Below are 14,768 nucleotides of genomic sequence, written 5' to 3' on the forward strand. Positions count from 1 at the left end.
CTAAATGACATTAGTTTTACGCAAAGCAAGCAGAAGTTTTTGCTCGAAACCCTTGTGACTAACTTCATTTAGATGAAGCTATCTGGTTGTTCGGAGGCTAGGAAGATTTTTATCAAATCCACCGAATATTAAATTATTATTTAAAATCAATTAGTTACACTAAGGCTCACTTTGCTGAGCAAAGTGAATCGGGTCAATTTGCCTAAATCGGGGAAATGAGTCGAGCTATTTCTCGCCAAGACGGACTATGCATCTCAAGGAGCGCCAAAGTTTCCATTCCGCGTAACGCGGAACCTTGCCCAACGAGAACAATGAGTCTTAGCAACCAGTCACTTGGGGGAATACAGAATGTTTAAAAGGTCTGCACTGTCCGTCGCCATAGTCGGAACCTTATCCGCAGCATCAATCGGTGCGAGCGCGCAATCAGCTGACGATCAGCTGATGGAAGAGGTAATCGTAACCGGCATTGCCGGAAGTATTGAAAGAAGTATCGACCGCAAGCGAAATCAAGCTCTTATATCCGACAGTATTTCAGCAGAAGATCTGGGTAAATTTCCCGATAATAATATCGCCGATTCGCTGCAACGCGTGCCGGGTGTGGCGATTGATCGCGACGGCGGCGAAGGTCGCTTTGTGAGCATCCGGGGTTTGGGTCCGGACTTTACCGCGGTAACGGTCAATGGTCGCACGCCAGCAACTGAGAATGAAGAGCGCGCTTTCAGCTTTGACACACTGGCTTCCGAGTTGGTTAGCACAGTGGACGTATTTAAGACTTCCTCGGCTGATCTGAAAGAAGGTGGCTTAGGCGGCACGATTGATATAGTCACTGCCAGACCTTTCGATTTCGACGGATTCAAATTTGCCGGTAGCCTGAAGGGTCAGTACGAAGAAAACAGTGAGGAAACCAGCCCCCAGGGTTCGTTTATTATCAGCAATACCTTTAACGATGGTATGTTTGGTGTTCTCGCTTCTATGACCTATCAGGAGCGTAATACTGTTGAATACGTTGTTCGCAACGAGCATATCGCCAATACAGACCTAGAGCCCTTCCTGACTTTTACCACACCCAGCCAGGGCTGGGCGGGTGGCTACGCCTATTCGGGCGATGGCTTGGAAGAGGATACCTACCGTATCCAAAGTATATATGCCGGAGCTGAAGAGGTAACTCGCGAGCGTATTGGTGGCAACTTGGTGTTTCAGGCCAGGCCCACCGATGATCTGACCTTAACTGCCGATGTTATCTATTCTGATTACAACACCTCGTCAAAAGAGTACTCCACCGGCTCCTACCTGTGGGCCCCGACACTGTCCGATCACAATGTGGTGGACGAGAACGGTTTTTACGAAGTACTGAATCATGGTTATGACGAAGGCTATGATATTACCGGCTATGCTCATCTTTTAACCACCAAAGAGAGACCAACAGAGTCATTTATTGGCGGGTTTAACGCCGAGTGGTATATCACCGATAACTTCTCTATGGTTGCCGACTACTCGCACTCCGAGGCAGAGTTGGACAACCGTGGACTAGATCGTTTGTACATTGTCGAGTTTCTGGACCGCCCGGGTTACCTAATAACCTCTAACGGCGGCATACCCACCTATGAGTATCGCGATGAAGCGGCTATTAAGCCGGAGATGGGTAGTCAGAATATGCGCGACTTGCGCGCGCGGATTACCTCCAACGATGGTATTTACAATAAGGGCACCAACGATGAGTTTAAGCTGGACTTTGCCTGGGACAGTGACGGTAAATATCTGCAGGGCGTAAAGTTCGGTGTGAACAACACGGTTGCCGAAAAACAGACAGAGTACTGGTCGACACCAGATTTGATTCGCCGAATGTATCACGGTCTCGCGACCCAACAGGAAATCGACTACGACAGTATTATCGTTGGCGTAAGGGAGTCGGGTGATCACTTTGGTGGCCTGAACGGCGATGTCTATATGATCGATCCGGTGGCCTACCGCGATTGGATGGCGGCCAATATTGACGGGCGAACCCGCGCCGATACGGCGACAGGCATCGCCTCTAAAGAAGCCTTTATTGAAAATGGCAGCAGCTGGGCAGCGGTTAAGTCTAATGACTCTTATGTCATCGAAGAAGACGTTCTTTCTGCTTATTTTGAAGTGGATTTCTTGTTTGATTTGGCGGGCATGCCGCTGTCCGTGAATGGTGGGGTGCGCTACACCGCAACAGAGGTTAACTCTGACGGTACCTCTCAGGTGCTGGAGTCGATGGAGCGTGAATCCACAGGACCCGGTGAACCACCGTCGCCCTGGTTAGTGCAAAATTTCGCCGACGCTGCTGGCACCGCCGTGACAATCGACAGCGATTACGACAACTGGCTGCCGTCTATTAATGCCACTTTAGAAGTGACCGAAGACTTTTATGTAAGGGCTGCTGTCAGTGAAACACTGACTCGTCCAACACTGTCGGCATTGGCGCCATACACGACTTACCAAACCACCACGGTATCCACCCGTACCGCAATGGGTGGTAACCCCAACCTGAAGCCTTACAAATCGACAAACTACGATTTGGCTTTTGAGTACTACTATGGCGATGCCGATATTCTGTCGCTTGCGTTGTACCAAAAAGATTTAGAGGACTATATTGTTCGCTACTCGCAAATGGAAGTATTTGACCAGATAGAGGTTGAAGATCCCAGTTGGCGGGAGTTTCTCGTTACCCGTCCCCGCAATAGTAAATCGGCCACCATTGAAGGTGCTGAAATTAATATTACTCACTCTTTTGATAATGGATTTGGGGTAACGGCTAACTACACCTTTGTGAACAGCAGCGCGTCATTAAGTGATGCGGATGACGCAGAACAGTTTGCATTGCCCGGGTTGAGTGATACCGGTAACGTCTCGGTATTCTATGGAAATGAAAACTACGAAGGGCGTTTAGCATACAACTACCGAACTGATTTTCTCGGTCTGGTGTTCAATGGCCCATCCAACGAGCCTGTGCATTACGATGCTTACGGCACCCTGGATTTCTCGTTCAGCTATAACCTCACCGATGATATCTCCGCTTTCATTGAAGGCATCAACGTAACAGGCGAAACCGTCGAGAAGTACGGTCGTCATGAAAACCAGTTTATGGGTTACGAAGATACCGGATCTATCTATACCTTCGGCCTTCGCGCCAACTTCTAGTTTCCTCACTTTGCCCGGCCTTGTCCGGGCTTTTTTAATACTAGTTAGGGAAAAGACAATGAATTCGTGTATAAAAAAAACGCTTGTTCTTCTAAAGTTCGTTATTCTAATTTCATTGAGTCACTCGGTTAACGCACAGACGTCTGCTTTCGTAGGCGGAGAATGTGTAGCCATTAATGGTATGTATGTCTCGCTCAAGCGAGGTCAGGATTCTCTTTTAGGGGATTTCAATCAGGAAACTGAGCTGTTGGAGTTCAGCCAAGCCAATGGCATTAACTATCTAATCTTGTATGATCTGGAGGGCATGGGCGACGAGCCTCAGCGTCAGACGCAGCTCGCGAACTTTATTTCCAGAGCAAAAAACAACTATGGTATACAGGAAATTGCTGCCGCCTTAGGAGCAGCCTCCTCGGCCGATGAAGTAGCGGCGTACAATGATTCACATGCTTACAATGAGCGCATTGACGTCCTGAACCTGGAGTATGAATTCTGGCATCAATCCGACCGCATCCAAGCATTCAGTGACACCCTAAGTATACTGGCGCACTTTGAAACTATTGCCAGCAGTCATAATTTACAAACCGAAATCTATATCGGTTGGATTACCGCCAGCGAAGGTGCTGCACTGGCGGATGCCGTTGATCGCGTACTGGTTCACTACTACAGGCAGAACGATATCAATATTCTGCAGTATGGTCTTGACCGGTTAGAGTATCTGGCATCGGGGAATACCTCGGTAAAAATAGCCCCTATTTTCTCGAATGAAGGTCCGTTAAATACCGGAGACCCCACGGGTTACTTTATGGGTCCCTGGCTCGAGACTCATTCGATTGATCAACCCTTTAAAACCTGGATAACCGAGTATCAGCAGTTAACCGATAGCTGGAAGCAAAAGCTCGATGTAATGGGCAGCACATGGTTCCTGTATAACTACTTTGCAGATATACCTTACGTCAATACCAATCACATTACCCTGCAACCGCAATCGCAGCAGATGTGTCTGGGAGACAGCGCTACGCTGGAACTAGATACCAGCGCGGTGGAGCGTGATATTGCCTGGTTTCACAACGGCCAGTGCCTGAACGACTCGGCAAATGTGCAGGGCAGTAGCACCGATACCCTACAAATTGCGAACCTGAGTGCTGATCATCTCGGTCAGTACCACGCGCGTATTGCCAGTTACGATAGCGCCAACCCCTCAAGTCACCTGACGCTAAGCGCCAATATTAGCCAAGACCAAAGTTGCTCAGCCGTGCAAAACCTTGCAATCGGCAAAGTGGCCTCGGCGTCTTCTTATATAGCAGCGGGCTATGAGCCGAATCGAATTACCGATGGTGATACCACAAACAGTCGTTGGGCGAGTGCTTACAGTGGTGATCAGTGGGTCCAGGTGGATCTTGGTGAAGAAGTGGTTATTAGCGGTTTAACCCTGACCTGGGAAGCCGCCTATGCCATCGATTATCAAATTTTGTACTCCAGCGATGGCAGCAACTGGCAACTGTTACAGGATATTACCAATAACCAACAACTTATCAACAGCCACACTGGGTTTAGCCAGAATGCTCGCTTTGTGCGAATTCTGGGAACGAAAAAGGCGCTGCCGCAATGGGGGTTCTCTCTTTACGAGCTGGAAGTGTTTGGATCTAAAGCCTCTGGCGCTTGCTCTTTAAACTGATAATGCTCGAGCTCTATCTTATGGGTAGAGCTTCAGCGCGATATCACTGATGTAACAGCAGGACTTTATGAAGAAAATACTAATGATGGTGCTTGGATGGTGTATTCTCCACAGCGCCTATGCTTTTGACCATCAAGCTTTTGCCGAAAAAGCGCAGGTTACCTTTGGCGTATCCAGTAACTTTCTGCCCGAGGGAAAGTTTAAAGCTTACCTGGACATTAATAACACCTCGAGCGAGAGCCTGCCACCAGGCGATACTCAGTGGCGTATTTACCTTCACTTTGTTCGCCGTGTAACGGCTATTGATTCCAACGAGTTCACACTCGAGAGAGTTCAGGGAGACCTTTACCGGTTAACGCCCACCGAAGATTTTGAGGGTATTTTCAGCGGCGAAAGTAAGCGCATAACGTTTGAAGCTTTGGGTTATATTTCCAGCTATAGCTACTTTATGCCTAATGCATTTATCGTCGATGGCGAAGGTAAAAGTTATATCTTTGCCAGCACGGCGAAAGAAGATCCTAAAGAGTTCTCCGCTGCATTAAGCCGGCCCGAGCAATACCTGCGATTCGACCAACCCAATCCCGATCTCTATCCAGTGGCAACTCCCCAAAGCCGATTTGAGGAAAATCTGGATGTATCTATTCCGGAAAAAACGGTAGGTATTATTCCATCTCCAAAGGAAATACACCTGAGTAAGGGGCGTGCAAAAATCACCAGCGATTGGTCTCTTTACCAGAGCGGTGGCTTGAATTTTTCCGCCAGTTATTTAAAGCGGGAGCTTTCTAATTTAGGGGTGACTCTTGCCGATACGAAAAAATCTAAACCGGAACATTCTATAGCGTTATTAATAGATAAAAGCTTCACTCAGCCCGAGCACTACGAGCTTAATATAAAGAGTAATCAGGTCATCATTAGGGCGGGTGATAAAGCCGGAATATATTATGGGGTTCAGAGTTTTATAAAGCTTCTACCTCTGTCGGCAGAGGGTAATCTTGTATCAGTTCCTGCGGTCAGAATTTTTGATGAACCTCGCTACCCGTGGCGGGGTATGCATTATGATGTTGCCCGGAATTTCCACGGCAAACAGACAATTCTATCGCTCGTGGAGCAGATGGGTCGTTATAAACTCAACAAGCTGCATTTGCATCTGACCGATGACGAGGGCTGGCGATTAGAAATTCCTGATCTTCCAGAGCTTACCGATGTCGGTGCAAACCGTTGTTTTGATCTATCGGAAACCAATTGCTTGCTGACGCAGTTGGGCAGTGGCCCTAAACCGGCACAGCAGAAGCAGTATCTATCGCGTCAGGATTATATCGATATTGTCCGCTACGCTAGTGACCGGAATATCGAAGTCATCCCAGAGATTGACATGCCCGGGCATGCGCGAGCGGCGATCGTGTCCATGAAAGCGCGCTATCGCAAACTACTCGAAACTTCGAGTGAAGAAGAGGCCAAGCGTTATCTTCTCTCTGACCCCCAGGACAAGTCGCAATACTTGACGGTTCAAAGCTACACTGACAATTCGATTAATGTCTGTATGGAGTCGACTTATCACTTTGTAGAAAAAGTGATGTATGAAATCCAGCGTATGCATCGTGACGCCGGCGAGCCTCTGCGCACCTTTCATATGGGAGGGGATGAAGTCGGACGTGGGTCTTGGGAAGGATCTCCAATTTGTCAGGCGCTTTTTACGGATTCCGACTCAGGTATTCTGGGCGCTGATGACCTTAAGCCTTATTTCGTTAAGCGGGTTGCCAAGCTCGCCAGTGATCGTGGAATGGCCATCGCGGGTTGGGAAGATGGTTTAATGTACGACAAGAACACACCATTTTTGCGCAAGAACCTGGAAAATCACAGTGTGATTGCCAACGCGTGGGACAATATCTGGGAGTTGGGCGTTTCTGATCGAGCTTATCTGTTAGCCAATGCCGGGTACGAGGTGGTCTTGTCATCGGCAACTCATCTGTACTTCGATCACCCCTATGAAAGCAGTCCGGATGAGCTTGGCTATAACTGGGCGACTCGTTACACCGATGTAGAAAAAGTATTTTCGTTCCGCCCGGATGATCTCTACGCCAATGCCAGCAGAACGTTCAGTGGAGCAAAAATCGATAACCTGGAAAAGCTGACCAACAAGCTGCATGTTGGTTTGGAGCGGCCAGAGAACATTCTTGGAATTCAAGGGCAGTTGTGGACTGAGACGCTGCGCACGCCAAACAGCGTGGAGACCATGATTTTTCCGCGACTTATTGCACTCGCCGAGCGAGCTTGGCGTAAAGCCGAGTGGGAAAAAAGCGCCGCCGAAGGTGAAGCCTACCAAGAGGATTGGACCCGCTTTCTCTCCATATTGGTGAACTACGAATTGCCTAAATTGGATCAAAGCGGCGTTCAGTTTTATGTTCCACCCCCGGGTTTGAAAGTAAAAGGCGAATCAGTGCAGTTGAACAGCGCTTTACCCAATGTAAACTATGATTTTAGCGTAAACAGCGGTAACACTTGGAAGCCTGTCTCTGAGAACCGTACAGCACTGAAACCGGATGCGCTCTATCGGTCGCGAATCGGCGGGCAGGTCAGCCGGGCTGTCACACTGAGCCAATAACTGGACCCTTGACCCGCGCACAGGAGAAACTCGTGTTATCAACTTCTTCTAAGTCACTGGAAAATATGGCAAGGCAAGCGCTCGGGGATGGGCGTGATGAAGCCGCCTTTAAGCTCTTAGGAGAGCTTTTGCAGCGACAGCCGGGTCACGCTCAGGCTAACTACCTACTGAGCTATATCGCGCACAAATATGGCAACTACGAAAAGGAAGTCGAGCTGTTGCAAAATGCCGTCAAAAGTGAGCCGGATACTGTGCTTTTCAAAGCTTATCTGGCTCGTGCCCTGGCGTTATGTGGACAGATGTTGTCATCTTATCAGCAGCTGAAAACTATCGACTTGGAAGAATCGGACAACCCCGAAGTGATAGACGTGGTTGCCACGACTTATAACCGTTTAAACCTTTACACCCAGGCGTGTCGTTGCTATCAACGTTTAGTAAAAATTGACGATAGTAGGGCTCTTATCTGGTTCAACCTATCCACCTGTTACAAGTATCTGGGTGAATTTGATAAGACCGAACAAGCGCTGGAAAAAGCGATTGAGCTTAAGCCACACTATGAGAAAGCTCAGGCGGCCTTGTCGTTATTAAACACTCGAAAGAGCAGCACAGAAAACCAGGTCGCCGAACGGGTTGCAACACTCAGTAATATCCAAAAAGCCAGCCATCATCCTGAGGCCAGGTTGCACCTTGCCCACGCCATGGCGAAAGAGCTGGAGATGGTCGGTGATTACTCCAGGGCCTTTTCTATATTAAAGCGCCACAAAGATGTTCAACGCCGGGCTATAGGTTACGAGTTTGAGCGCGATCGAGCACTTCTAAGCAATCTGGCCGCCAGAGGTTCTTACCCGCTAGCAAAAGCCCGAACCGTTGAAAACATCTTCGTGACCGGTATGCCGAGAACAGGCACAACCATGGTAGAGCGCTTGCTATGCAGTGCTCCCGATCTGGCCTCTGCCGGAGAGCTTCCATGCTTTCGCACAAGTTTACGCAAGGTGTTAGGGGAGATGAGCACAGCTTTTATTACCGAGGCCTGTGGGCGGACGCTGGATAAAAAATCGAGCGAAGAGGTCGGCCGTTTATACCGACATAATACCCGTTACTTAAAAGGCGATTGCACAATTCTTCTGGACAAGCTGCCCTTAAACATACTCTTGACCGATCAAATTCTTCACTGTCTGGAAAATAGTGTGGTTGTGTGCCTGGAGCGTCACCCACTGGATACGATAGTGGGCAACTATCGCCAGCTATTTAGCTTTGCCGATGGCTTATACAGCTATTCGTTATCCCTGGAAGATACGGCAAGATTCTACCTCTGCTTTCGCGCGCTTACACAGCGATTAGCCAGAGACTACCCGGACAGGTTTTACCGGGTGAGCTATGAAGCCTTGGTTCAGAACCCTGAGCGGGAAGCTGAAAAGTTGTTTGATTTCTGCCAGCTTCCATGGAAGTCGGAGTATGTATCGATTGAAAAAAACCGGTCACCGGTGGCGACGGCCAGCGCATTACAGGTGCGCGAAAAAATTCATACTCGCGCTCTTGGCCAGTGGCGCCGATATGAGGATTCTTTAACCGAAGTGAAACGCCTTCTTGATGAAGGCGGAGTGAGTTACGAGTGATTTCTACAGGCTGCTAAAAACGCTTCTTATTTAGCTTGGCTGATCACCCGGTTTCGATACTCTGTGGGAGACTCTCCAGTCAGCCGCTTGAAAAAGCGTTGAAAAGAAGATTTGCTGTTAAACCCTGACTCCAGAAGAATCTCCATAACCGACATATGCAAGCAGTTCTTATCGCCTAGGTATCGCTTGGCTTCCTCGACGCGGTAGGTGTTGATAAACTCAAAAAAGTTTCGATCAAAGGCTCGGTTGATCGCGAAGGATACATCTCGGTACGGCAAACCAACCATTTCGGAAAATTGTTCGACGTTGATATTCGGCTTCAAATACAGTTTTTGCTCATTGATTCCGAGCATTATCTTGCCGATCAAGTTGTCTATATTATCGTTATATCGGCTCTCTGGGCTCTTTGTAGCCTTGGTGGTAGTTAATTTCTGTGCATGAGAAACACTGTAGAAAAATAGAGCGATCAATAGAATAAAATTAATATAGTTGTCGGTAACGCCCAGCGGCAATCGGTAGATAACGGCAAGTATGCTAAGTAGAATTGACCAGGCCGCCGAACAGATATAGGCAATCGTTAACAGGTAAAGCCAGACAATAGCCTCTTCGTTTACTTCTGAATTGTGTGAAAAAACAGTTCGATGATATTTCCACACCGTGTACAGTGCATACAAAAAATAGCATAGAGGAGTAATCTTTACGAACCACCAAATAAAGTCTACTGCGCGATAGACAGCGCTATCTATGCCAAAGGTGTCGAGCCGCAATAATTTATTGTCTATTCCAAAAACTGCAATAACAATAATTATTAGTATGGATGGCAGAAGGTGGAACCAATCTTTTATCCTGATACGGAAGTCATCGTGGGTAATGCTGGCGACATAAAGCACCAAAATAGGGCCTTTTAGTAAGATAGCTGGTGCATAAAGGTAGGGAGTGGCCAGGTTTAGTAGCTCAGATTTTGGAAGGTGATCATTCCAAATGAGCATAATTCCAATATCGGAAATTGCGATTGAAATAAAAAATGCTGACAGCAAATACTTGGATATTGTCAGCTTGGTCGTTAACAGCGGTTGTGATAGGGCTAAAACCACACTCAGGCCGATAGAAAGAATTAGGATGACATCGTTTAAATTAAAATAGAGTGTGGTCATTATGCGCAATTTCGGTTTAACAGATTTCTATTGTTAGTCAATATATAAGTCAAGATGACCGCTTTGATCGTAAATTTTTTTAATGCGCTATTGCCTTGCTAGGTTGTCTATCTGGACAATCGGGCTAGACGCAAGCAATACGGTAAATATTACTACAGACCAGAAGTTATATAGAACAGTGCCCAGTTACATTCTAGGTTAGGCGACTATAGTCGGGCAGATATATCCACCGCTCTTTCTTTTTCAATTTCTATGTGCAACTCATCGATGGTTTCAACAATGACCTGTATTTTACCAGGGCCTAACAGCTCATCGGCAAATGCTTGTGAAAATGGCCAGTAATGGAGCTTAGCGGTTATCCGAAAGGGCGGTATTGCATCCTCAGGTACAGAGAAGCGGTAGTCTACAACTTCATGCCCTTTGGGCAGGATGCGGTTATCTGAAATCACGTGGGTTATGCGCCAGACTTCTACTTCAACTTTTTTCCCTTCCTTATCTCCCAGTTTGACCATAAAGTTTTTTGTTCCCGGTTCGGTTTTTCCCTGTTCTACCTTTCCAAGACGGTAAATTTCGCGATTATTGGCATCTGTCACCGCAAGATCTATCCAAACTTCTCGACCTTCGGGAAAACCGGTTGGGAGTTTATGTCCGGCGCCTGTGTTAGAAACCTTGAGACTGATCGCGGCAAGTTTTCCGGGTTCGAGGTTTGTTTGTTCAAGCAATTCAATCTGGCCACTACTGCGCAGTAACTTTCTGACATTATCTGCATTTTTAGTGCGACCAAAGTGCTCTAGAATTGTTGTGTTGCCACCGGCGAAGTAGTGGGTTGCGCGATCACTTCTCTCTGGCCCCATGATGGCGCTTTTTCCTTTTACGGGGGGCATATGGCAATCCTGACAGCCAATACCCGCTTCACGGTATGGGCTTTCATACCACTCGTCGTAAGTTCTCTCGACGGGTACGCCGTTTCCAGGGTGAGTTACATTATGACAGCTTGCACACATGGCAGAGTCGGTATGTACAGAGGAGTAGGCTGTCTGATGATAGGGGGACTCGGCGTCGCGCCTGGGGCCGAATTTAATCTTAGCTCCTGCGCTACTATTCATTATGTAAGCGCCATTATCCAAGCCGCTTAGGGCACTAATATTATGGCAGGACTCACAGTCGACACCAGGCATATCAGTTTCAGGGTTTTTAATATCTGGTGGTGTTTGATTGTCTAATGTAGAAACTGATCCCGATACCAATCCCGTCGGCGTATGGCAACCCGTACAAAAATTATCTAGCTTTCCGTTTGTAGCTTTGCTTGCGCGAGCGAGCAACGCCCGATAAATGGGATCGTCCCAGGCATGGGACATCATTGAAGAGCGCCATTCTCGAAAAATTTCAGTATGGCAGGCACCACAAACCTGCGCATCATCGAACTGATGTGCAGGAATCAACTCACCGGATGACGTACTGGCACGGTGAAGATTAAACTGAGGTGTAAGAACCTCTTGTATGATTTTTTGTTCAATTGGTGTTTTTGCAAACCCCGATACAGAGCAGAAAATACAGCTAATGATTATTGTTAATTTAAAAAATTGCATGGTCTTATCCTTAAACCCTGCGGGTGTTAATGGAGACCATCTATCAGGCTTATTTGATTATTATTTTGGAGGCTGATAATAAGTTATAGCGGTAGGAAATCAACAGAAAATAATTTCAGTGGTGTTTGTTGTGCAGAAGATCACGTTAGATTACTGATCATCAACCAAGGTTCTGTGGATTCTTTGCTCAAAATCAACCGCTGATAGGGGTTTGTCAAAATAATAGCCTTGACCATAATCGCAGTTCCATTTTTTTAGCATAGTCAATTGTTCCAGTGTTTCTATGCCTTCTGCAACGATCTCTAAATCCAGTTTGTGTGATAATGTGATCATAGTTTCAATGAGTGCTTCAGGGACGGGTTCCTCTCCCAGTTTTCTGACAAATGATTGATCAATTTTAATAATATCAATAGGAAATTTTGTCAGATAGCTCAGCGAAGAATAACCAGTTCCAAAATCGTCAATGGCTATCGCAATTCCTAAGGCCTTCAGTTTGGTAAGAACCCACATGATTCTGTCTGACTCTTCGATCAGAAGGCGTTCAGTGATTTCCACCGTAATAGCCATATGCTCTGATGCTCGACTTAATATCGTCAGCCACTGATCTAGCGCGTTATCTTTACTGGAAAACACCCGCGGAGAGACATTAATAGATAGCTCAATCGGATAAGAATAGGTTTTTGATAAGGAGGATATATGCTCACTGGCTGTTTTCAGAACGAATCGATCAATTTCGTTTATGCGGCCGGTTTCTTCCGCAAGACTAATGAACTCGTCCGTGGGAATAAACTGTCCATTGTGCTGCCATCTGACCAGTGCTTCGCATTTTTTTATTTTATTGTCGGTTAAGTCAACTATTGGCTGATAAACCACGCTGAACTCATTGTTGTGAACGGCTGTTACTAATTTGTTTCTGAGCAAGTGTCGTTTTTCGGAGACGACCTGCATTGCCTTGGTGAAAAACTGCCAGCCATTTCGGCCGCTTCTTTTTACCTCGTACATGGCTTGGTCTGCATTAGAGACTAGCTCTTCAACGCTGTCTCCATCGTCGGGGAAGACCGAAATACCGATGCTGGCTCCACAGTAAACTTTATTTTTATTAATAGTGAAGGTTTTGCTAATCGAGTCGATTATGTTTTGTGAAATGCTAACGGGTATTTTAGTTTCCTTGATATCGTTGAGTATTACGATAAATTCATCACCACTGTATCTGGCTACTGTGTCAGATTCTCGAATACAGTTTCGGATCCTATTTCCCACCTCTTTTAACAGAAAGTCTCCGGCGCTGTGTCCCAGGTTATCATTGACCGGTTTAAAGTGATCGAGATCGATAAAAAGTACAGCTAGTTTTTTATTCTCACGCCGACATTTGACAATGGACTTTTTAAGGCGATTGTTAAACAGCAAACGGTTGGGTAAACCGGTTAATTGATCGTAAATGGCTTGATGCTGAATTTTATCAGTAAACCGTTTTCGCTCGGTTATGTCTTGCACGGATCCAAGCACTGAAAACGGTGGTTCGGTGTTTGCTATCGGCTTTCCGATAATGCGAATCCAGCGGTCACTTTTTGCGGATACTTGCAGTTCAGTGTCGAACGTATGACCTAGAGTGGCATTAGTAATACAGGAGCGTAAGTGATTGGCTTGCGGTTTATCAAACTGGCAAAGTACTTCCTCTGTCAGTGGGTGTTGGCTATCCGTTTGTAGACCGAATATTTTAGCGGTTTGTTCGTTCCACAGAGTAAAGCGAAAAGTGCGTTTTTCCGGGGTTATCTGCCAGCCACCAACTAGTGCTATTTTACTCACTTCCTCAAGCAGGGCTTGGTTTTTTTGCAGGGTCTGGCGAAAATTTTTCTCGTTATAGAATTGTCGGTAGCGATAACTAACAATAATGGTAAGCAGTAAGGCGAGAATAATAAATGAAATACGCAATAACCAAATAGTACCCGATGCATCTTGCCATCCATCGCGCGGTTGGGCGGCCAGTTGCCAGCTACCTGTTGTTCCCACGTCCAGGGTGGTCGTGATGCTGCGCTGGTCGGTAAACAGTGTGGCGTTACCGTAAAAGACTTCGCCGTTGATGCCGCGACCATCTTTGCCGCGAATGGCAACCTCAATGGTGAGATTGTCCTGTAGCAGTCCTGCTGCCTGGTATAGCTTTCGAGTTAAAATAGGGGCTGACGTTATGCCCCAAAACTTATCGTCTGCGGTAAATACTGTTACCCGACCGATAATGGCCTCGCCGCCCTGTACCATGTCCAGTGGGCCCGCCACCACCATTTCTCCACGCGTATCAAGAATTTTAACGGCATTCCACTGTTTTTCTGTAAGTCGATAATTTAGACCCAAAGCGGCAAGGTTTTGCTTGAGGGGATAAATATGAGTAATAACCAGATCCCTTGCGGCGGCCATGTTTACCAACAGGGGTTCCTGGCGAAAAATGCTGCTGGCGTAGGCTTCAAACTCGGCTTGGGTTATGTCGGGCTTCATGCCAATGTGGGCTGACAAGCCACTGAGTAGAAATAGGTTACTGTTGATTAAGCCACTTAGTTTTGATGTTAAGCCCGTTAATTGCTGGGTAACCTGTAGTTGTTTATTTTGATAGTCGGCTTCTTTGAAGTACTTTTCCAGAATCAGTTCTGCCGTAAACACCAATATTATAACCAGAACGCAAATATAGGCCGCCCGCCGGCGTAGCAGGTTGAGCTCTATGCTTAGGTTTTGCGTCATTTTCGCCAGTGGCATCAAGCTGGCCTCGTCAATGGACTTGGGCGGGGGTAAATATAAGCGTCTTGCACAATATAGCGCGTAAAGCGACATTATTTAACCACTAGCAAGGGATAGGAGTTTACTAAAGAGCCGCTTTCCATAATTGGGGCGGGTAGAGATGGGGTGACTGGTAGTCGCTGGTGAGGGGAGTTATGGTGAAAATACGCCCGTGGTACGGGCGCTTATAGAACGCGTTGG

General features: G+C 46.9%; 7 protein-coding genes. 4 read left to right on the forward strand and 3 right to left on the reverse strand.

What is annotated here, in order from left to right:
- The first annotated feature begins 348 nt into the window (after positions 1–348).
- The 4 genes from NHM04_RS11340 (at position 349) to NHM04_RS11355 (ending at position 9,058) form a co-directional block, all read left to right on the forward strand.
- The gene (locus tag NHM04_RS11340) at positions 349–3,165 is read left to right on the forward strand and encodes a TonB-dependent receptor (RefSeq protein WP_254263904.1); all 2,817 of its coding nucleotides are present in this window, start codon (positions 349–351) and stop codon (positions 3,163–3,165) included.
- Between the two features lie 58 nt (positions 3,166–3,223).
- Positions 3,224–4,840 carry a discoidin domain-containing protein gene (locus NHM04_RS11345; protein WP_254263905.1) on the forward strand — a complete coding sequence of 539 codons (1,617 nt, stop codon included), beginning with the start codon at positions 3,224–3,226 and terminating at the stop codon, positions 4,838–4,840.
- A gap of 67 nt (positions 4,841–4,907) precedes the next feature.
- A complete protein-coding gene (locus tag NHM04_RS11350) occupies positions 4,908–7,442 on the forward strand; it encodes a family 20 glycosylhydrolase (RefSeq protein ID WP_254263906.1) in 2,535 nt (844 codons plus the stop codon).
- Positions 7,443–7,474: 32 nt separating this feature from the next.
- The gene (locus NHM04_RS11355) at positions 7,475–9,058 is read left to right on the forward strand and encodes a tetratricopeptide repeat-containing sulfotransferase family protein (protein ID WP_254263907.1); all 1,584 of its coding nucleotides are present in this window, start codon (positions 7,475–7,477) and stop codon (positions 9,056–9,058) included.
- 26 nt (positions 9,059–9,084) lie between these two features.
- Here the strand turns inward: NHM04_RS11355 and NHM04_RS11360 are convergent, their stop codons facing one another.
- From NHM04_RS11360 to NHM04_RS11370, 3 genes are all read right to left on the reverse strand, one after another.
- Complete coding sequence (locus NHM04_RS11360) at positions 9,085–10,212, reverse strand: helix-turn-helix domain-containing protein (protein ID WP_254263908.1); 1,128 nt, start codon at positions 10,210–10,212, stop codon at positions 9,085–9,087.
- Between the two features lie 206 nt (positions 10,213–10,418).
- Entirely contained in the window at positions 10,419–11,801 is a 1,383-nt protein-coding gene (locus NHM04_RS11365) for a cytochrome c family protein (RefSeq protein WP_254263909.1), read from the reverse strand.
- Between the two features lie 150 nt (positions 11,802–11,951).
- Positions 11,952–14,546 (reverse strand): EAL domain-containing protein, encoded by a 2,595-nt coding sequence (locus NHM04_RS11370; protein WP_254266630.1) that lies wholly within the window; start codon positions 14,544–14,546, stop codon positions 11,952–11,954.
- Between the last annotated feature and the right edge of the window lie 222 nt (positions 14,547–14,768).

It is taken from the genome of Gilvimarinus sp. DA14 (assembly GCF_024204685.1).
Taxonomy (GTDB): domain Bacteria; phylum Pseudomonadota; class Gammaproteobacteria; order Pseudomonadales; family Cellvibrionaceae; genus Gilvimarinus.

Bases quoted from the DNA above. Each gene is read 5' to 3' on its own strand.
- NHM04_RS11350 (WP_254263906.1), top strand. From the start codon at position 4,908: ATGAAGAAAATACTAATGATGGTGCTTGGATGGTGTATTCTCCACAGC.
- NHM04_RS11360 (WP_254263908.1), bottom strand. From the start codon at position 10,212: ATGACCACACTCTATTTTAATTTAAACGATGTCATCCTAATTCTTTCT.
- NHM04_RS11345 (WP_254263905.1), top strand. From the start codon at position 3,224: ATGAATTCGTGTATAAAAAAAACGCTTGTTCTTCTAAAGTTCGTTATT.
- NHM04_RS11370 (WP_254266630.1), bottom strand. From the start codon at position 14,546: ATGCCACTGGCGAAAATGACGCAAAACCTAAGCATAGAGCTCAACCTG.
- NHM04_RS11365 (WP_254263909.1), bottom strand. From the start codon at position 11,801: ATGCAATTTTTTAAATTAACAATAATCATTAGCTGTATTTTCTGCTCT.
- NHM04_RS11340 (WP_254263904.1), top strand. From the start codon at position 349: ATGTTTAAAAGGTCTGCACTGTCCGTCGCCATAGTCGGAACCTTATCC.